The organism is Pantoea sp. C1E2 (assembly GCF_056491465.1).
The window spans coordinates 133686-152383 of the sequence record NZ_JBSZHT010000003.1 but is presented as its reverse complement, the minus strand read 5'-3'; the positions used below and the strand labels follow the sequence as shown (position 1 = coordinate 152383).

Genomic DNA, 18698 nt, shown 5'->3' with positions numbered 1-18698 from the left:
GCATAACACGCCATCATTTGCGAAAATTTCGAATAACAGATACAGGAGGTGTTCATGACACAACTTCAGAATAAGCTTCCTTCCCTGCAGGAAGCGGAACTTGCGCGCCTGTGCAGCCGGGAACTCTCCGCCGTGCTCGAAACACGCGCAGAGTCACAACAGGTTTCACTCACTGACAAACGTGGACAGATCCACAATGTCAGCATTCCAGTCAGCGCGCTGCGTATGCTGGTAGATGTGCTCACCGAACTGGGTGAAGGAAATGCCGTGCGCCTTGTTCCGGTCGGGGCAGAGATGACAACGCAGGAAGTGGCCGATCTGCTTAACATTTCGCGTCCAACGCTGATTCGTCTGCTGGACAACGGTGAACTGCCTTACCATCGTACGGGGAACCGTCGTAAAATCCGCTACGTGGACGCGCTTGCATACCGCAACAAACTGGTGAACCAGAGGCATGATGCGCTTGATGAGCTGGGTGCACTCGATCAGGAACTTGGGCTGGGTTACGAATGAGTTCTGGTTATACCGTAGTATTTGACGCCTGCGTTCTCTACCCTGCACCTCTGCGCAGCTTCCTCATGTACCTTGCTGCCGGCGGGCAGTTTCGCGCGCGATGGAGTGAAGACATCCATGAAGAGTGGATCCGTAACGTGTTGCTCAATCGCACCGAGCTTAACAGGGCTCAGCTTGAACGTGTCCGTGCATTGATGGATCGCCATGTACCGGATGCTCTGGTAACCGGATATCAGTCTCTGATTGAATCCATCAGGGGATTGCCTGATGAAGACGACCGTCACGTCGTTGCCGCTGCGATTGTTGCCCAGGCAGAATGCATTGTTACGTTTAACCTCAGAGATTTTCCTGACGAGGTGCTGTCGGTATGGAACCTGCGTGCGATTCACCCTGACAGCTTTATCACTGATCTTACTGAGCTGGATATCACTGTGGTGATCGACGCGGCCCGGCGCCAGCGCGCCAGTCTTTTATCTCCGCCTTTCACGCCCGATGAGTATCTTGACTGCCTGCTGCGGCAGCAGCTTCCGGAAACCGTCTCCCGTTTACGGCCTCTGGCTGCATTAATCTGAAGACACGCACGTCAATGACATTCGGAGCGGGCCTGGGAGTTGATTAACAGGGTGCCACCTTTAATCAGGCCAGTCGTCCGCCTCCATCAGTCCGACCATGGCACCTTTATGTGCTTCAACCATACGTATGTACCGCATCACAGTCTGGGTCTGAGTCCAGGTGCCTTCCTGCATGATTTGAGCGATCGAAATGCCCTTTCTGGCCATATCCTGTGCGGCCCCGACGCGCGCGCTGTGGCCACTCCAGCTGGAATAGCGCCCCTTGTTCGTTTTCAGGGGAGTTTTGGCACCCGCCTGGTGTCTTGCGCGGCGCCAGATATCCTCCAGACACGGGGCACTCATGGGCACGGTTGAGAAGGTGGTCACTTTGTTTGACCGGTGGACTGGGCAGAAAAATACCGCGTCGGGTTCGCCAGCCAGACCGGCTGCGTTAATCCATTCCATCAGCCGTTCAGAAGAGCGCGTGCTGAGCGCCTTAACAATCCCACCCGACTGCAGGATGGTCTTTGTCCAGCCCACATCGAGAATGATGCGACCGTCGGCCGCCCGTGAAATGTCCCGCACCCGCAGGCGGGATAACTCGCTCATACGCAGCAATGTACCGTAAGCCACGTGAATGAAGGCGAGGTCCCGCAGATGCTGAAGCCGGGGCGAATGCTTCCAGGCCGCATCGAGACGATTCAGATCCGGCCGGCAGAAGGGCACCGCCTGCCCGGTACGCTCACCTGATACAATAGCCGTGCGGTTAATTTTCTTCTTTGCGCGAATGACATCAGGTGAAACCGTCGGAGGAACCAGCCCGGCGTTACGGTGTAACATTGACAGGAGAGCGGCGTGCACCGAAATGGTCGAAGTTGAACGACCAATGGCCTGCAGGTGAAACAGGTAGTCCTGCATGTCCTCCGGCGACATCGGCAGGAACGACCGCCGGTTATCCTGGGACCAGCGCCAGCTAATCCGCATCACGCTCAGCAGCTGGCGCCAGGTATTTGGCGAGAAGGCCTCGCGGTGCCGGACAAAGGCGGCCAGCTTCGCGGTGAGATCGTCACCGGTGCCGCCACTGAGGGCCACGCCAGTAAAACCGGAGATATCGTTCATGATTGCTCAGTATTTGCCCGCTTTTATGTCAGCAGCGCTACGTGAATTCTGAAGAAGGAGCAGGGCAGATGCCCTTCAGATTTTACGTAGCGCTGCCTGAGTTTTAACCGTCTTCCCACAGCCCCACCAGCAGGGCAGGTTTCGGAGTTTCGTATAAATGGCCGTAAACATGGTTGCAGCAACGGGTCCGCCCACCACGTAAATCATTATCAGTCCAGTGAATAACGTTGCCAGCAATGGGACGACTAAAATTGGTCTCAAGGCATCCAACTCTGCAGGGAGCCTGATTTTCTCAATCAGGGATTTAGTGGTATAACCTGCAAGAAAACCAGCTACAATGCCACCCAGAAACCCAGCGCCTCCCAAGCTTGCCACCTATTAAACCCGGCGCGAGTCCAGGGCGGTCGGCAATAGAAAAGGCGATGTATCCTGCTAGTACCGGAACCATCAGGGCAAAAGCCGCTTTACCTCCTATGTCCATTAATGCGGCAGCAATCGTGCCTGGTTCTTTAAATGTCTGAATACCAAAAACAAAGGAAAGGGCAATACACAACCCTCCGGCGACAACCAGAGGAAGCATGTGTGATACGCCGGTCATAAGATGTTTATAAATGCCATTATTCATAGAGTACACCTTCTATTTTTATGTCATCGGATAACAAGTATCGATAGGTTTTAATATAAAAGACTGAGGTGTGATGCTGTGCTCTAAGCCCCGGCGCGTGCGTGATGAGCCGCCTTTTGAAATAGTTCATTATCGGGCCTTACGCCGGTATAGAGAACAAATTGCTCAACAGCCTGAATAGCAAATACTTCAGCGCCAGTTATGACAGTCTTGTTCTTGTTTCTGGCATAGGTGACCAGCGGCGTTTCTGCAGGGAGAGCCACGACCTCAAAGATGACCTGTGCCTGTTCAATCTGCAGCTGAGTAAAGGAAAGTTTGTCAGCGTCGTCTCCATTTGCCATACCGATTGGCGTTGCGTTAATGAGAAGCTCAGCATTCAGATCCCCCATCTCTTTGCGCCATTCAAAGCCATAAAGTTTGGCTAATTCAAGGCCGGTTTTTTCATTTTTGGCAACAATAACCCCTTTACTGAAACCAGCATCTTTGAGTGCGCAGGCTACCGCTTTAGCCATACCGCCGCTTCCGCGAAGGACAAAGGTAAATTTGGTGGGAATCTGATACTGCTTCAGCAGAGTGGCTATAGCAATGTAGTCGGTGTTAAAGGCTTTGAGATAGCCGTCGTTATTAACAATGGTATTTACCGAGTTGATGGCTTTTGCGGAGGAATCGAGTTCATCCAGCATCGGAATACACTCTTCTTTGAACGGCATTGAGATTGCACAACCGCGAATGCCCAATGCGCGAACGCCGCCGATGGAGGCTTTCAAATCCCGCGTAGTAAAAGCCTTATACAAGTAATCGAGATCCATCGCATCGTAGAGATAATTATGAAAGCGCGTGCCAAAATTACTCGGTCTTGCGGCCAATGACATGCAGATAGTAGTGTCTTTGTTTAAATTTTTAGTCATAACGAACGCCTTCAGAAAAATATTTCTGTTATCAAGTGGGATGGAACCGCAGGTTTGGCCATCAGCCGTTGCGGTGTTGAAAATAATGGCTTAAAAAGATGAGATTAAAAACTGCTGAAGTTTATACATCGGAGTTCCTCTTTTATGGCTGGTCGACGGCTTGAACAACAGTATCTACGCCTGCTGAATTTCTTCCCGACACAAAGCGGCAGTACCACCCTGCAGGAGTTGGCGGATAAACTTAACTGCAGTAAAAGGCACATGCGTAGCTTGTTAGTTCAGATGCAAACATTGGGTTGGGTTGACTGGTTATCGGTTGCAGGGAGAGGGCATCGATCACAGTTGAACCTGCTGAGAAATTCCCATCAACTACTGGTTGAAAGGGCTGATAAGCTCATCGAAGAAGGCAATTTTGACGAAGCAATAAGCCTGCTTGGCGAAGAAAAACAACTGGTGACTTCGCTGCTTCGAAGTAAGCTGGGTTATAGCATTCGTAATGACTATCAGTCGCTTAGTGTGCCGTATTACCGCACTATGCCTAATCTATACCCCGGAACTCCGCTGCGTCGTTCCGAGCTGCATCTGGTAAGGCAAATTTTTAATGGGCTCACCCGTGTTAACGAGGATACTGGCGCGATTGAGCCTGACCTCGCACATCAATGGCGCCATGTTGACGACCTGCATTGGCGATTCTATTTGCGACCCGGCGTCTTGTTTCACGACGGACGGGAGCTGACCAGCCAGGATGTCGTTGAATCGTTGACTCGCTCTACACACCAGCCTCTTTTCTCTCATATTCAGCGGATCTACCAGAGCGGTACGCTATGTGTGGTGGTTGAGCTAAGTCAGGCAGACCCACAGCTTCCGCTTTTATTGTCTCATCCGACGGCGCTGATTTTGCCCGTCGACCACGCCTTACATGTTGATTTTGCCTCACATCCAATCGGCACCGGACCGTATCAGGTGAGTGAAAATAACGACTGGCGTCTGCTTTTAAAGGCCTATGACCGCTACTTCGGCTTTCGGGCACTGCTTGATGAGGTGGTAGTATTGATGTGGCCAAATCTAGCGACACTGTCATTAGGTGATAAAGCTACCAAATCGACAGCAGTTAATGCCGTGCCTGCGCAGTCTGCCACTTGGTTGAGTTCAAGCATTAGTGACGTGGATTATGTTGCCGGTCATGCGGTAAACTTCACGGGGAAACCATCTGATCTTTCAAGCGAGATGTTTCTTGAGCGCGGTGGATATTTTTTGCTATGTGACAGTCGTTCCAGCCAATGGCAGAGCATTGAAAAGCGGCGCTGGCTGCGTGAAGAACTCAATCCGAACCTGTTAATACAGAAACTGATCGAGCCGATCCGACAATTTTGGGTGCCCACAGGCAGCCTGTTACCTTCATGGTTTCACTGCATGGATGCCGGTAAATCGCAGTCGCCGAAGATACCTTGCCGCTTAAAGTTGGCGTATCACGCACAGCATCCAGAATACCGGATGTTGGCAGGCGTTATGAGAGTTGTGCTTGCCGATTCAGGCGTCGAGCTTGAACTCATCGAATTAGAGTATGAACGTTGGGCCTCGGGAGAGGTAAAAGTGGACCTCTGGTTGGGAACAGTTAACTTTCCTGTTCCCGAAGCCTGGAACGTAGGGGCATGGTTGTTGGGAATGCCGTTGTTAAAAGACCACATTTCTGGTGGTAACGCCGAAATTTTCAACCAATGGTTGCAGGAGTGGCGAGGAGGGACTTTGACCTCTCAGCAATTAATGCAAAATGTGGTCGGTGAAGGCTGGCTGCAGCCGCTGTTTCATCATTGGATGCGCCTGAAAGGGCCTGAGCAGGCAAAGGGGATTCACCTTAACAATCTCGGCTGGTTCGATTTTAAGTCGACATGGATGGAGCCGGAGTAATCTGGCAATTAGTTCTGGAGCTCGGTTATATGCTTTTCAGCCGGCGCGATCTGCTTTTCTATTTTCTACCGGTTTTTCTCGTTGCTGCGGCCAAACAGCATTCTCTGAAATTTAGCAACCTTTTCCGCTGCTGAGTATTGAAGTGCCTGATGAGCAAGTACAGGACGCCGATATGGCAGAATTACCCCTTCATTGGGCTGACGAGGATGCACCACCAAACCTAGCCGCATACGGTGATGTCTGGAATAGTTCAGTTGCGTTACGCGAAGCGAGCGCGCTATCGCAGGTTGATTACAATTTCCTGTTAAATTACGAACATTCGAATTTGTACGCGATTATTCAACAGGCAGAAGTTATCCCGTTTAGGTTTGATAGCCGACTCAATGCCTAACCATCGGTGAGTAGAGCAGCCCAATAATGTAAGACGTAGGTTGTGATGTGCTTTATCAGGAAAAATTATTTTTCATTCTTCGTTGTTCCAATAAAGCATTCTTTAATGAGATCTCAGTTAGCCAAAGGTGGGGAACAACAACCTAGTTTCAATGGAATAAACCATTTAACATAATAAGTATTTCACGAATTTATATAACCTTTTGATAATTATACATAAATAGCATTATCCGCACTTTGGCTGAGGGTCCAATTTGATAATGGGAGATGCGGATGTTTTCCTGGACTGTTATGTTCTGATCCCCAGATGCTGCCGGTACCTGACCGGACTCATTGCACCTAATGAGATTTTGAACCGACTCTCGTTATACCAGCGTATGTACCTGTCTAGGAAGCACATAAAATCTTCCAGCGTTGTGCCCGCCCAGTTTCTGCCATAGTACATTTCATTTTTGACCCGCCCGAAGAAGCCTTCACACGCCGCATTATCCGACGAGCAACCTTTGCGCGACATGGACCTTATAAGATCCGATGCGTTGTTACATGTGCTTTGCTTGGTAAGGTCTTTAGCAGTGATGACGCCCATGGCATCAAGCTTCTTACTCACGCCCCAGACACCATCAACCGTCAGATGAGCCTTAAGCTTCTTTAGGCACTCAATGTTTAACCGACCCAGCACACCGCCTGTTTTTGACCATTTCTTGGCTACGTGGTTTACTAGCTTAGCCAACGTCTTTATTCAAGCAATGCCAAGCCTCTTTGTAAATGCGTTTTTTGTTAATACCCGCCCTTACCCGATATCCAACATCTTCCAATGACTCCGGACGGCGCATCACTTCAAGTCACAATCGAAAAGATTTCGACAACTGGCGCCATCTCTACAATCTTGGCCATTTATCGAATCGCAACCGACAGCCGCTTCGTTGCTTTGATCACCCATCGAGGGACAAGCCAGATGTTGGGTTAACCGTCAGTCCTTGTCGGTGGATTCAGCTATGCCGATCCATTTGGATCACCATCCCCTACAATAGTGATATTCTTTTGAAAGAGAAAATTAACGGGCTTCTAAAGGATGCTTACCAGTAAACAGAACAACGCTCTAAACATCATGATGGCTCTGAGTGAGGAGAAAGTTATCCCTGTCAGAGATTTAATTCCAGAAGTTTCACTTTCTGTTAGTTACCTTGAAAGTCTGATCGCAGTACTCAGGGATGAAGGCCTGATTAAGAGTATGCCCGGCATGTATGGCGGTTACGCCTTATCACGCAATCCCGCCAGCATTACCGTAACTGACATATTGTCTGCCTTCAGTACCTCGGGCACACCGTACCCAGTGGTCAGGGCTCTCATTTCGGTATCGCTTAAAGATTTGCAGGACTCAGCTCAAATTTCTAAGACCTGAACATAATGGAATGACTCGCCATACTGAATCACTTGCGCTGTTATTGATGTACTGCTGCAATCCGGCTATTTGCTTTCCTGCCATAACCATTCGCTCAAATAAAGTGAATTAATTCTGTTCATTTGCGGCTCAGGCATGGGAAGCCATACGGGCTGCATGGGATGCCATTGCATTCTGCTTGAACGACTTAACTCGCGAAATCGCATAGCGAATCGCTTCTATCCAGCGAGGTTCGGCTGAAATTATCAGGGAATTTCTTAGCGAAGCATGTAAATCACTCCATACCATGATGCGTACAGACACATCTCTGCCCAGTCCATGATTGAAGTCCGTTAGGATTGAGTTGATAGCTTCTTTTGTTTGCTGGTAGCCGTCCCCCATCTGATACATACCCGCCAAACGTTTTATCTGAATTTCACACTCAGCTGCAATGTCATCTTGCATCGTACGCTCCGTTTTCGTCTTTTAAATTTGACTTAACGAATAAAATTCTAGTAGCTGCCTCACAAATTTTCGACCAATTATACTTCAATTAGTGCAGATATTTAATCAACCGTAAGATCGGATAATTCTTTATTGATAATGGGTTATGTATTAATTGTGCGCTATTTAATCAAGAAATTTCTGGTATTTGTTAATGTTCCCAAAATTTTCCGTCAAATCCCGGCAGCATATTTAGAAAGGTATACAATTCACCCCGCACTGGTAATGTGCCTCTGGGCATATTCCATGACTAACAAGCAGCACTGATAGCTGACAACCCTGTGTGTGACTGAATCGCCACAGGTTTAACAGACACCTCAGAGTCATTTAAGATGACTTAAAGAGAGGTGCCCATGAGCGGTAAGCGTTATCCCGAAGAGTTTAAAATTGAAGCAGTCAAACAGGTTGTTGATCGCGGTCATTCTGTTTCCAGCGTTGCAATACGTCTCGATATCACCACCCACAGCCTTTACGCTTGGATAAAGAAGTATGGCCCGGACTCATCCACTCATAAAGAACAGTCAGATGCTCAGGCCGAGATCCGCCGTCTCCAGAAAGAGCTGAAGCGGGTTACCGACGAACGGGACATATTAAAAAAAGCCGCGGCGTACTTCGCAAAGCTGTCCGACTGAGGTACGCCTTTATCCGTGACAACGCCCGTTGCTGGCCTGTTCGCCTGGTCTGTCAGGTGCTGGATGCTCATCCCAGTGGCTTTTACGCCTGGCTTCAGCAGCCGCATTCACAGCGCCATCAGACAGACCAGATGCTGACCGGGCAGATTAAACAGTTCTGGCTGGAATCGGGATGCGTCTATGGTTATCGCAAGATCCATCTGGATCTGCGAGACAGCGGGCAACAGTGCGGAGTCAACAGAGTCTGGCGGCTGATGAAACGTGTCGGGATAAAGGCTCAGGTCGGATACCGGAGCCCGCGGGCACGTAAAGGCGAGGCAGCGCCCGTGTGTTAGATAATGATCAACAGCAGCCTGTTTTTGCACGGTGGAGTAGCGTGGTTTGCGCTTAACGCTCTTTACAGTGCCGTCACCTGCCTTCCATGCTTCTATCCAGCGCCTGAGATGACGTTCTGTCGGATAACCCAGCTCACGAACAACGGCTGCGATTTTTTTGCCATATTTAAAGTACAGCTCGATTGCGCGAAGGCGGTCCGCTTCGGAATACATAACTTATCTCCTGAGAGTCCAGGAAATCGTCCGCACCCCCTTTCGCCATTTTCATTGTCCGCTGTGGTCATTAACGCTGTCCGCTTTCCACCATTTCATCATCACTGATTGGCGTTGCGCTTTTTGCCAGCACCCCGGCCTTGCGTTTCTCTTTCAACCGGTAGCTTTCTCCTTTTATGTTCAGCGTCGTTGAGTGGTGCAGCAGACGGTCCAGGATCGCCGTTGCCAGCGGCGGATATTTGGGAGACTGGCACCGGTAAGCGCGCAGACTGATTCAGTCGTGTGAGATTGCATAGATACCCCTGAGCCGGGGGAATGGGAGGAATAATAAGCATGAACCTTTGCTGACAGCTTTGATACCTTTAAAATCATCTGTATCAGAAGGGCCTCTGACAGTAGCCGAGCAGACGACTAAGCACTGACGACGGCAGGCTTGCCACGCCGGCTGATTTTTCCACCTTTTCTGCCTGCCTCGACGGCCCGTTCCGGATCGTTCCGGAAGTTGCCACTGCTTGCCAAACCGCCTTTACGACCCGCCTCACGCGCACGTTCGGGATTAGATGCGAAATTACCTGTACCGCCACGACGCTCGCTCATAGTAAATTCCTTAAAGTTGCAGCAGAAATGAAATTTTCTGTCTGTGCTTAAGCCTGGTCATAAATTCACATTACGCCATATTTACTCTGAGCCGCGATCTTCCGTAAGCATCAGAAAAAAAATGTGTTCATGAAATTTATAAATTTAAAATCTATACAAAGCAACAAGTCCGACACGATATCTGTACAGGTATTAGACGGAGGTATAACTTTAAAAATTTTCGTTTAAGAATATTCTTATTGTGAAGGGCGGGGGGGGGTCACACCTGATTAGGATTTTCCGGGGAGAAATTTATTGCTTCTCTGGCGGTCAATTCTGTTGTTCTTTCACTGCCATCAGACCCCACGCTGACTCCCGGAAGTGATTTAAACAGCCCCGCATCTGGCAAAGTGTCAAACAGCGTTTCGATTCGTTCGTTATAGGTTTTGATGATTTCATTTACGACTTTAATTTGTGCCGCCAGCGCTGTTGCCAACAAAGCATTAGCCTCTATAACACCCGGGGCTGTCGTCAACGGCATAGCGTTCTCAATACTCACAACACGCTGCTCGGTAAGGGCCATTGCGCGATGTGCATTCCATTAGCTTCAGCGCAGGTTTTCACACTTTACAACCCAATAACCATTGGGGATTTCAATAAACGATGAGCGGAAATCTGCAGGACTGTGTTGACCGCTCCCTGTCAGGTTTAAAGCCGGTTCAGTTAATACCTTCGGTGGAACTGACCAGCACCAGGTGAATGGCTGTCGCGTAAACCTGCCTGTTTCCATCAACGGCTTCTTTTTCAAATTGGATCAGTTGCTCAAGGATGCTGTTTTTTTCAACACGTTTACCTGCAGCAATCAAATGAGAGACCGCGCGCCCTATAGCCATGTTGATTTCATCTGTGACTTGCGACGTATTGATATCCATACCGGTTCCTCTCTGTTTGTATATCTATACCTGTTAACGAGAATGAATAATCCACTGATTTTGAAGAACTGCGAGTTGATTAAGACTTTATCACTGCCGATATGAGGCGATGACCAGTCATTTCTGAAAGGGTGTGGGCAAAACGGAGACCGCTCACGCCACAGGTCGCTTTCTTAGCGAAACGAGGCTTTAACCTTAAAGGTGAGTACCTTACTACTGAAGAGGAGCAAAAGCGGCAGGTCATTCAGGTGTCGTTTAATAGAAGAGGGGGGACAGAATATACCGCTGAGATTATGCATGGCATGACATCAGTCTGAGCATGCAGGGCGGGTTCAGTAATGTACGGCGTGTTCAAGGCAATGAAAAAATAAAACCCGGCGATGACGCCGGGTGGTATAAGCTGCACCATCAATCCGGAACCAGCATTGTTCCTGCGCGAAAAATACACTACCGCTCATTTTGCGTCCAGTTTCATTAGTTAAAAAAGCCTAATACTATGCAGTCAGTCAGAGCTGTCCGGTCTGCCTTGTTTTGCCTGGCAGTTTTGACTGAAACCCACATTTACTTTCCGCTCACCCTTCAAATACCGGAGGTCATCCAGCCTGGTCTCCTGTTTCGCTGATTTCGTTCATGCGACAGCCTTTATTTCGCGGATGGTCACGCTGAATCTGTGCTTAACTCAGTATCAGTCTTCGAACAGGTACCGCTATGTCGCTGAGCAGTAAAACCTTCCCCCTGAACAAACCTTATTCTTCGCTGGTGCGAAGTGTCTTACTTTTCTGTGTTCTTCTGGTGGTGGCCATGGCGGGGTCGACCGCCTGGACGTTGCATGAGGACTGGCACAGAACCGTTCAGCAGACGGAGGATATGGCCGTCAATCTGTCGCTTTCGCAGGCGCGCCAGGCACAGGACACAATGCTGCAGACCGAGCTGGCCTTAAGAGAAATGCAGCGGGATCTGCAGAATAGTCCCCTTGATGGGACTAACGCCACCGCACTGAGCCAGACGATGCGGACGCTGCAAACCCGGCTGCCTCAGTTACACGGCTTATTTTATTATGATGCACAGGGGAAATGGATAGCGACGTCGGCCAGGCACGTCCCGGCAGGAATTAATAATTCTGACCGGGAATACTTTCGCTACCATCGCGACAGCATACGTGACAGCGTGCATATCGGACCGGTTATCCGCAGTCGCAGCACGGGCGATCTGGTTATTCCTGTTTCTCTTCGTGTCAGTGATGCCGCACATGGCTTCAGCGGCATACTGCTGGCCACCGTCAGCGTCGACTATTTCCGGCGCTTTTACAGCTATTATGAGCTGGGGAAGAATGACGTGCTCGTACTGATGCTCGCGGACAGCACCGTTTTGTATGCCCGGCCAAAGCCAGACAGCTATATCGGAAAAAGTCTTTCAGGCAGCCATCTTTTCCGGCAGATGCTGCTGAATGCCGAACGCGGCAGCGGCGAGTGGGCGGCGGCGCTGGACGGACGCCGGAGAATTTTTGGATTTGCCAGCGCCGAACGTTATCCGCTGGTCGTGGCCGCCGGCTATGATGAACACACGCTGTTCCGGCACTGGCTGAGAAGCCATCTGCAGGATGTGGCGCTCAGCTCTGCGCTGCTGATATCCGTGCTGGTACTTGGCCTCTTCATCGTAAGGCAGGCCCGCCTCAGCCAGCGTTATCAGGAGCGGCTGATTGGCTTACAGGGCGAACTGGCGGCAGCAAATCACTCCCTGGACCGTCTTGCCCACACCGACAGTTTGACGGGACTGGCCAACCGGCGGTTGTTTGACCTGTCTCTGCATGATGCCCTGCATGATGCCCTGCATGCCGGGGAAAAAGACACCTTTCCGGTTTCGCTTATTCTCATCGATGTCGACTACTTTAAGCGCTACAACGATAAGTACGGGCATGTTATGGGTGATGAGTGTCTGAAAAAGATTGCCACCACCCTCAGCAGCATGACGCAACGCCGGACTGACAGGGTTGCCCGCTATGGAGGGGAAGAGTTTGCCATTATCCTGGCGGGGGCGGATGAAGCTCAGGCAGTCAGCATGGCCCGCCGTGCTACTGAAGCCGTCGCCCGGCTGAATATCCCGCACGTTTTAACAGGCGTACCCGGCCTGAAGGTGACCCTGAGCGCAGGCTGCGCCACCGCGCAGACTCGTATCGGTTCTGAACAGCTGATAATGCAGGCTGACGCCGCGCTGTATCGCGCCAAAGCTGGCGGGCGAAATCAGGTATGTACGTAACCGGTGAGTACGGCCACCTACCGCATTGGCAGGCTCAGAAGTCATCATCTCTGGAAAACGCTTCGCTTTTAAATAAGTTGCATCCGATATGCAGTTTAAATATAAAGAGGTTCTGAAACCCCGTCCGGCAGTTTCGCTATTACCCCGGTCCGGGTACTGACTGGCGCAGGTATGGCACATCTTTACCGGGGGTACCATCCGATTTAATCCCATTGAAGCTTGGCTGCTGGCAGCCGCCCTGTGCTTTTTGCTGATGGCGCTGCTGGCGGATCGCTATTTCTGAAGGATGCAGTCCGGGACGACACCGGACAACTTATGACACTCAGGGCTGAGACCGGCCCTTTACTCACAGCAGGATGAGACAATGTATACTGCCCCCACTGAAGACCTTTTCAGCTTTCTGCTGGGAGAGGCTGCACTGACGCTGATTAATGAAAAAATTGCCGTGTCGCTGCCAAACCTGCTCACGCAGTTGCGCCGCATGGCGGAGAATGAACAAAACGAAGCGCGGTTAACCGCCTGTGAGCGGGCTATTACGGAAGCGGGCCGGTACCTGCCTCAGCTTTCACCTTCAAGTCAGGCACTCCATGACGGACCAGCTCTTCCTGTTATCCGCGTCACGCTGCACTGATTGTTGCGCTGCCGGTCATGAACCGGATGAGCGCTTCACCTGCCGCCAGGTCTGCAGAGGTGTGAGGGCCCGCGTCGTCAGGCCCTGACGTTCAGAAATATATTATTTCCCGGGCAGCGCCCAGGCCATCAGGGCGTCACCGGAACACGTGCCCAGGCCGCCGTGTCCGCCTGCGACAATCACCACATACTGCCTGCCGTCTTTACCCAGGTAGGTTACCGGCGTCGCCTGGCCCCCGGCGGGGAGACGCGCGCGCCACAGCTCTTTGCCGCTTTTCTCATCGAAGGCCCGCAGGTAATCATCCGCCGTGGCTCCCATGAAAATCAGTCCGCTTCGGGTGATAATATTGCCCCCCATCATGAAAATGCCGGTGGGCAGGGGCGCATTGGTGTGCGTCCCGAAGACGTTCATATCACCTGTGGTTCCTGCCGGACGTTCCCAGATAACCTTCCGGGTTGCCAGGTCAATGGCATACACTTTGCCCCACGGCGGCGCGCTGCAGGGGGCACCCAGCGCCGTCAGCCAGGGTTTCACCACCGCCGCCAAGCCGGTGCCATACTGAGGACCCACCGCAAATGCCTTCGGTTTGGGATAGGGCTGGCCGCTCTGCCAGCCTTTCCAGGGTTTCATCAGTCCTTTTGCCACGGAGTCCCGGAGGGTCATCATCTCCATGGTGAACGGGATATAGCTGGTATTGGCGATAAGCACGTTGTGCAGCGGATCAACAGAGGCACCGTACCAGTCCATCACCCCGTAAAAGGCCGGATAGGCGATAGAGGTGCCTTCAGCCGGTGGCGTAAATTTTCCCTGGTATCGATAGCGGTGAAACTGGATACGGCACCACAGCTGATCAAAGGGCGTGGTCCCCCACATATCGGTCTCTTTCAGGTCCGGAGGTGAGGGATCGGGCATACCGGAGGAATCCGGCTGCGTGGCGGAAAGATGCTCCCCGGGCAGCGAAGGCGAGGTGGGTACCGTGCGCTCACGGACGTCCGCCAGCGGTTTACCCGTCCGGCGATCCAGCAGAAACAGCTGGCCCATTTTGGTTGTCTGTACCAGCGCGGGGATAACGCCTCCCTGATGGTCCAGTAAATCCACCAGTGACGGCCCGATCGGCAGCTCAAAGTCCCAGACGTCATGATGAACGGTCTGGAAGTGCCAGCGCTCCCCGCCGGTCTGTATGTCCAGCGCCACCACAGAGCTGGAATATTTTTCATCAGACGGCCGCCGGTTGCCGCCGAAATAATCCGGAGTGGCATTGCCCAGCGGGATATAGATGAGGCCCAGTTTCGCGTCGCCGTATAGGCGCCCCACCCGTTAGGGGTGCCGCGGGTGTAGGTCTACCCGAGCCTGAGCGGGACATTGGCGGGCGTCCGGGAGGTCGTAAGGGAATGTCTCTGCCCGGGATGATGCCGAAAGGGAATGCACTTCTGTGGGAATAAAATATTTATCACGTCGTAAAAACGACTTCACCGGAATATCCAGGAACCTGAAAAAAACGGACTCATTTTTATCTTTCCTATAGTTAACACTGACAGGACGGATGAGCCGTTCGCTTAACGAGACAATAACCGTCCCTTACCGGGGCAGGGAGCAGACTTTGGCGCACACAACCCGAAAAGCAACGATATATCGCATGGTGATGAAAGAGCATGTCTGTCCGTATGGGATGAAATCCCTCTGGCTGCTGCGGCACTATGGTTATGAAGTTGACGATCACTGGCTGACCACCCGCGAGGAGACCGATGCTTTCAGGGATAAGCATAACGTCAAAACAACGCCCCAGACGTTTATCGGCGGAAAGCGCATCGGCGGCTATGACCAGCTTCGGGCCTTCTTCAATCATCCGCTGCCGGATAAGAATAAAACCTCCTACAAGCCGGTGGCGGTTGTCTTCATCATGGCTGCTCTGCTGGCTATGGCCGCGCAGTTTGCTTCTGTTGGGCAGATAATGACACTGCGCGCCGCAGAGTGGTTTGTTGCCTTCAGTATGGGCATGCTGGCGCTGCTGAAACTGCGTGACGTGGAGAGTTTTTCTACCATGTTCCTGGGCTATGACCTGCTGGCGCGCCAATGGGTGCCCTATGCCTGGCTGTATCCTTTTGGTGAGGCGCTGGCGGCCTTGCTGATGACGGCGGGCGCACTTCCTCTGGTGTCCGCGCCGGTTGCGCTGTTTATCGGCACCGTTGGGGCAGTATCCGTTATCAAAGCCGTGTATATCGATAAGCGCGAATTGCGCTGTGCCTGCATGGGCGGTGACAGTAACGTGCCGCTGGGGTTCATCTCGCTGACTGAGAACCTGATGATGATGGCGATGGGCGTCTGGACACTGGTGAAGCTGTTTATATGATCCGGCATCCACTTTCTGACAATGGCTGACTTTCGCGGCGACAGAAGGTTGGGTATCTTCGCCAACATCACTGCGTTTCCTTTGTACCTGCTGGCAGGTTCAGGACTTTAACGGTACCGTCGGAAGTGTTTCATCCTGTCAGCTTCAGTGAATAGTCATGTGTAACCGCTGTCTCACAGATCTCAGTTGCTACGCTTATTCTCTTAACTGCCAACAGGAGAATGGAATGAGCAAAGTTGCTGTGATAACCGGAGCCGGGGCCGGCATTGGACGCACCGTGGCGGAAAAGTTTGCCCGTCAAGGATATAGTGTTGCGCTGCTGTCACGTAACGAAGCGCGGCTGCAACATACCGCCAGAGAATTCAGGGAGCAGTATTCCGTTCAGACCCTTGCTATTGCCGTGGATGTTGCAAATGCACAGCAGGTAGCGGATGCGGCCAGCCAGACTGAACGCGAGCTCGGTCCAGTAGACGTCTGGGTTAATGTGGCAATGGCTACGGTTTTTTCACCCGTTTCGGGACTCGAACCGGCAGAAGTCGAGCGGGCCACGCAGGTCACCTATCTGGGGCAGGTATACGGCATGATGGCCGCCCTGCGTCATATGCGCATACGTAACCGGGGCACGATTATCAACGTTGGGTCTGCGCTGGCGCACCGTTCCGTGCCGCTGCAGGCTGCCTACTGCGGTGCAAAATCCGCCATCAGAGGGTTTACTGACTCACTGCGTTCGGAGCTTATTCATGACGGGCTCAGTATTCAGCTGACCATGGTGGACCTGCCCGCCGTGAACACGCCGCAGTTTGACTGGGCGAGAAACAAAATGCACCGGAAGGCCCGTCCCGTGGCGCCGGTATTCCAGCCGGAAGTGGCCGCGCGCGCCGTCTGGTTTGCGGCCACGCATAAAAGACGGGAGGTCTGGGTAGGCTTTTCAACCGTAAAAGCCATACTGGCCAATCGCATTGCGCCCGGTCTGGCCGATCGTTACCTTGCACGTGCGGGATACAACGGACAGATAACGAACCAGCGCCTGTCTCCGGACGCGCCTGACAATCTTTTTCAATCTCCTGACGGTCACTGGGAGGCAGAAGGCCGGTTTGATAATGAAGCGAAAAGCAGCAGCTGGCAGATGTTTACTGAGCGACACCGTAATACCCTGTGGGCCTTCACAGCGCTTGGCGTAGCGGGGCTGCTGTGGCGCAGGAGAAAATAATCACAACTGGCAGGCCAGAGTACCTGCAGCAGAGCCTGCCAGGACGCATCGCATCAGATTTCCCTTCGCTTTACCCGGTCCGACATCAGCGGCGAAATCACGTTGATGACGAACAGGTGTCTGATTCGTCTGATGACCGAGGCATATTGTCCACCAGAAGTCGGGCATTTTTTGCCGTTCCGTTCTAACCTTATTTCATTGTTTATCGATTATCTTGAAAAGGCATGACTGAGAAAACATCCGGCAGAGCAGGCATGATTGGCTGCGCCATTGGTGCGGCCGTGATACAGCTGACCTCAAAGGGCTAAGCTATCACCAGGGACAATATTTTATATGAACTCGAGTTGATGGGAACAGCCTCAGACGATTTCAGGACAAGGACTGTTGTGCATGATGCCGCGAAGTTACTGCGAAGTGGTCACTATAACCTTAAGCACTAATACCAGCTCATACCCTCCGGCCACAGCATGGCAGTGGTACAAAGGGAAACATTAAACACTACACTTTACTGATTCAGGTCGTTCAGGCTCATACTTCGCAGAGGCGGACAACACATGAAATATTCAGGGGAAAGGCTATAGCACCAATGCTGTCAGTGCCCTCATCAGTTTTGCACTACGAAGCGGCGTGTAAAGGACGCAGTTTTTTCCATGATCAACTGACCTGCCAGGGGTACCGGAGGAGGAGGAGCGTCAGCGGCGTCCGTATAAGTTTCCCCTTGTATTCATGTACCACATGTACGCGCCCCTCGCGATAACGGATTAAGACAAAGGCCGTTACTGATGTATCCAACGCAAAGCTTATCGAAGTCTTTATTGAAACACATGGTGACTAACTGGAGGCATTTCCCCGACAAGGACGAAAAATCCTCTTACAATCTAACAGATACACAATATTTCACTGAATTGCCTGGTAAATATCTCTCCTGCTGTTATTTCAGAACTTTGTTAGTCACGTTGCGGGCAAATTAGCCTCTCCTATACTTACCCCCGCCTGACTAATGGTTTCAGCACCTGCCGGCATTGCTCAGCTTTTTGGCTCTCATCTGTATTTGTCCGGGAAATAGTAGCACGTAACTGGCTAGGCATGCCGTGCTGGCAACCGCCGTTTGGTGAGCTGGTCGCGCTGGATATGCACACCGGTGACATGAAGTGGCGACGCCCCATTGGCGCTTCTCAGCAGTATGGCTTCTTTATGCCGGAAAGCTGGGGGTCCCCCACCATTGGCGGCCCGGCAGTTACCGCAGGCGGCGTGATCTTTATTGGTGCCTCAATGGATGAAAAAGTACGGGCTTACTCACTGGCGAGCGGCAAAGAGCTCTGGTCCGATCAGGCTGAAGCCCCAGCCGTAGCGAACCCCTCCGTTTATGAGTATAAGGGGCGTGAGTATGTCGCGTTTGTAGCCGGCGGGAATACCATCCTGAAAGATCAGGTCGGCGATCAGGTTGTTGTTTATGCGCTGCCAGAAAATAACCAGTGACGTTAAGAGTAACGCAGGATCCGACCTGATGTTGTTCAGCTGACAATCAGTTGCCGCCCCGTCGATTGGATAAAAAGGGTTCATGTTTATCATGAACCCTTTTTTCATGGTAACGACGACACAACACAAGCTTCAAAAAACAGAACATAAGGTTCAGTTTTCAGTGAGGGCAATGGCAGAGAGTC

15 protein-coding genes and 7 pseudogenes are annotated in these 18698 nt (G+C 51.7%); 11 read left to right on the top strand and 11 right to left on the bottom strand.

What is annotated here, in order from left to right:
• Window positions 1–54: 54 nt before the first annotated feature.
• Both ACXI0A_RS21165 and ACXI0A_RS21160 read left to right on the top strand, forming a co-directional pair.
• The gene (locus ACXI0A_RS21165) at window positions 55–513 is read left to right on the top strand and encodes a helix-turn-helix domain-containing protein (RefSeq protein ID WP_128602179.1); all 459 of its coding nucleotides are present in this window, start codon (window positions 55–57) and stop codon (window positions 511–513) included.
• On the top strand, window positions 510–1085 hold the full coding sequence (locus ACXI0A_RS21160) for a VapC50 family PIN domain-containing toxin (RefSeq protein WP_476147314.1): 576 nt from the start codon (window positions 510–512) through the stop codon (window positions 1083–1085). Before ACXI0A_RS21165 ends, ACXI0A_RS21160 begins: the two co-directional genes overlap by 4 nt.
• Before the next feature lie 60 nt (window positions 1086–1145).
• Here ACXI0A_RS21160 and ACXI0A_RS21155 read toward each other — a convergent pair whose 3' ends face one another.
• The 3 genes and pseudogenes from ACXI0A_RS21155 to ACXI0A_RS21145 all read right to left on the bottom strand — a co-directional run bounded on the left by ACXI0A_RS21155 (window position 1146) and on the right by ACXI0A_RS21145 (window position 3716).
• The gene (locus ACXI0A_RS21155; protein WP_476147315.1) at window positions 1146–2183 is read right to left on the bottom strand and encodes a tyrosine-type recombinase/integrase; all 1038 of its coding nucleotides are present in this window, start codon (window positions 2181–2183) and stop codon (window positions 1146–1148) included.
• A gap of 168 nt (window positions 2184–2351) precedes the next feature.
• Window positions 2352–2799, bottom strand: a pseudogene (locus tag ACXI0A_RS21150) (fructose-specific PTS transporter subunit EIIC); the annotation flags it as partial.
• Window positions 2800–2891: 92 nt separating this feature from the next.
• Window positions 2892–3716: a shikimate 5-dehydrogenase gene (locus ACXI0A_RS21145; protein WP_476147316.1), complete on the bottom strand. Its 825-nt coding sequence runs from the start codon at window positions 3714–3716 to the stop codon at window positions 2892–2894.
• 144 nt (window positions 3717–3860) lie between these two features.
• On the opposite strand from ACXI0A_RS21145, the gene ACXI0A_RS21140 reads away from it, so the two are divergent.
• Window positions 3861–5624, top strand: a complete 1764-nt coding sequence (locus tag ACXI0A_RS21140; RefSeq protein WP_476147317.1) for an SgrR family transcriptional regulator — start codon at window positions 3861–3863, stop codon at window positions 5622–5624.
• A 127-nt stretch (window positions 5625–5751) separates the two neighbouring features.
• Complete coding sequence (locus tag ACXI0A_RS21135) at window positions 5752–6015, top strand: RES family NAD+ phosphorylase (protein ID WP_479410254.1); 264 nt, start codon at window positions 5752–5754, stop codon at window positions 6013–6015.
• 288 nt (window positions 6016–6303) lie between these two features.
• Here the strand turns inward: ACXI0A_RS21135 and ACXI0A_RS21130 are convergent.
• A pseudogene (locus tag ACXI0A_RS21130) lies at window positions 6304–6540 on the bottom strand (IS3 family transposase); the annotation flags it as partial.
• A 546-nt stretch (window positions 6541–7086) separates the two neighbouring features.
• Between ACXI0A_RS21130 and ACXI0A_RS21125 the strand changes: the two are divergent.
• The gene (locus tag ACXI0A_RS21125; protein ID WP_476147318.1) at window positions 7087–7416 is read left to right on the top strand and encodes an Rrf2 family transcriptional regulator; all 330 of its coding nucleotides are present in this window, start codon (window positions 7087–7089) and stop codon (window positions 7414–7416) included.
• 129 nt (window positions 7417–7545) lie between these two features.
• Here the strand turns inward: ACXI0A_RS21125 and ACXI0A_RS21120 are convergent, their stop codons facing one another.
• A complete protein-coding gene (locus tag ACXI0A_RS21120) occupies window positions 7546–7860 on the bottom strand; it encodes a hypothetical protein (RefSeq protein WP_476147319.1) in 315 nt (104 codons plus the stop codon).
• 392 nt (window positions 7861–8252) lie between these two features.
• On the opposite strand from ACXI0A_RS21120, the pseudogene ACXI0A_RS21115 reads away from it, so the two are divergent.
• Window positions 8253–8848, top strand: a pseudogene (locus ACXI0A_RS21115) (transposase); the annotation flags it as partial.
• Here the strand turns inward: ACXI0A_RS21115 and ACXI0A_RS21110 are convergent.
• The 5 genes and pseudogenes from ACXI0A_RS21110 to ACXI0A_RS21090 all read right to left on the bottom strand — a co-directional run.
• A pseudogene (locus ACXI0A_RS21110) lies at window positions 8834–9079 on the bottom strand (helix-turn-helix domain-containing protein); the annotation flags it as partial. The pseudogenes ACXI0A_RS21115 and ACXI0A_RS21110 overlap by 15 nt on opposite strands.
• A gap of 70 nt (window positions 9080–9149) precedes the next feature.
• A pseudogene (locus ACXI0A_RS21105) lies at window positions 9150–9308 on the bottom strand (ATP-binding protein); the annotation flags it as partial.
• A 182-nt stretch (window positions 9309–9490) separates the two neighbouring features.
• On the bottom strand, window positions 9491–9676 hold the full coding sequence (locus tag ACXI0A_RS21100) for a KGG domain-containing protein (RefSeq protein WP_476147320.1): 186 nt from the start codon (window positions 9674–9676) through the stop codon (window positions 9491–9493).
• 349 nt (window positions 9677–10025) lie between these two features.
• Window positions 10026–10244 (bottom strand): annotated as a pseudogene (locus tag ACXI0A_RS21095) (IS110 family transposase); the annotation flags it as partial.
• 130 nt (window positions 10245–10374) lie between these two features.
• Entirely contained in the window at window positions 10375–10587 is a 213-nt protein-coding gene (locus tag ACXI0A_RS21090) for a hypothetical protein (protein WP_476147321.1), read from the bottom strand.
• A 708-nt stretch (window positions 10588–11295) separates the two neighbouring features.
• On the opposite strand from ACXI0A_RS21090, the gene ACXI0A_RS21085 reads away from it, so the two are divergent.
• Both ACXI0A_RS21085 and ACXI0A_RS21080 read left to right on the top strand, forming a co-directional pair.
• Complete coding sequence (locus tag ACXI0A_RS21085; RefSeq protein WP_476147322.1) at window positions 11296–12843, top strand: diguanylate cyclase domain-containing protein; 1548 nt, start codon at window positions 11296–11298, stop codon at window positions 12841–12843.
• A gap of 364 nt (window positions 12844–13207) precedes the next feature.
• Window positions 13208–13474, top strand: a complete 267-nt coding sequence (locus ACXI0A_RS21080; RefSeq protein ID WP_476147323.1) for a hypothetical protein — start codon at window positions 13208–13210, stop codon at window positions 13472–13474.
• A gap of 102 nt (window positions 13475–13576) precedes the next feature.
• On the opposite strand, the gene ACXI0A_RS21075 is transcribed toward ACXI0A_RS21080, so the two are convergent.
• Window positions 13577–14788 carry an outer membrane protein assembly factor BamB family protein gene (locus tag ACXI0A_RS21075; RefSeq protein ID WP_476147324.1) on the bottom strand — a complete coding sequence of 404 codons (1212 nt, stop codon included), beginning with the start codon at window positions 14786–14788 and terminating at the stop codon, window positions 13577–13579.
• Between the two features lie 286 nt (window positions 14789–15074).
• Here ACXI0A_RS21075 and ACXI0A_RS21070 point away from each other — a divergent pair, with 286 nt between their 5' ends.
• From ACXI0A_RS21070 to ACXI0A_RS21060, 3 genes and pseudogenes are all read left to right on the top strand, one after another.
• Window positions 15075–15824: a MauE/DoxX family redox-associated membrane protein gene (locus ACXI0A_RS21070; RefSeq protein WP_476147325.1), complete on the top strand. Its 750-nt coding sequence runs from the start codon at window positions 15075–15077 to the stop codon at window positions 15822–15824.
• A 226-nt stretch (window positions 15825–16050) separates the two neighbouring features.
• On the top strand, window positions 16051–17034 hold the full coding sequence (locus ACXI0A_RS21065) for an SDR family oxidoreductase (protein WP_476147326.1): 984 nt from the start codon (window positions 16051–16053) through the stop codon (window positions 17032–17034).
• A gap of 1053 nt (window positions 17035–18087) precedes the next feature.
• Window positions 18088–18513, top strand: a pseudogene (locus tag ACXI0A_RS21060) (outer membrane protein assembly factor BamB family protein); the annotation flags it as partial.
• Window positions 18514–18698 lie beyond the last annotated feature (185 nt).

Coding starts and splice junctions, on each gene's coding strand:
- ACXI0A_RS21165 (WP_128602179.1), top strand. CDS start 55: ATGACACAACTTCAGAATAAGCTTCCTTCCCTGCAGGAAGCGGAACTT.
- ACXI0A_RS21160 (WP_476147314.1), top strand. CDS start 510: ATGAGTTCTGGTTATACCGTAGTATTTGACGCCTGCGTTCTCTACCCT.
- ACXI0A_RS21155 (WP_476147315.1), bottom strand. CDS start 2,183: ATGAACGATATCTCCGGTTTTACTGGCGTGGCCCTCAGTGGCGGCACC.
- ACXI0A_RS21145 (WP_476147316.1), bottom strand. CDS start 3,716: ATGACTAAAAATTTAAACAAAGACACTACTATCTGCATGTCATTGGCC.
- ACXI0A_RS21140 (WP_476147317.1), top strand. CDS start 3,861: ATGGCTGGTCGACGGCTTGAACAACAGTATCTACGCCTGCTGAATTTC.
- ACXI0A_RS21125 (WP_476147318.1), top strand. CDS start 7,087: ATGCTTACCAGTAAACAGAACAACGCTCTAAACATCATGATGGCTCTG.
- ACXI0A_RS21120 (WP_476147319.1), bottom strand. CDS start 7,860: ATGCAAGATGACATTGCAGCTGAGTGTGAAATTCAGATAAAACGTTTG.
- ACXI0A_RS21100 (WP_476147320.1), bottom strand. CDS start 9,676: ATGAGCGAGCGTCGTGGCGGTACAGGTAATTTCGCATCTAATCCCGAA.
- ACXI0A_RS21090 (WP_476147321.1), bottom strand. CDS start 10,587: ATGGATATCAATACGTCGCAAGTCACAGATGAAATCAACATGGCTATA.
- ACXI0A_RS21085 (WP_476147322.1), top strand. CDS start 11,296: ATGTCGCTGAGCAGTAAAACCTTCCCCCTGAACAAACCTTATTCTTCG.
- ACXI0A_RS21080 (WP_476147323.1), top strand. CDS start 13,208: ATGTATACTGCCCCCACTGAAGACCTTTTCAGCTTTCTGCTGGGAGAG.
- ACXI0A_RS21065 (WP_476147326.1), top strand. CDS start 16,051: ATGAGCAAAGTTGCTGTGATAACCGGAGCCGGGGCCGGCATTGGACGC.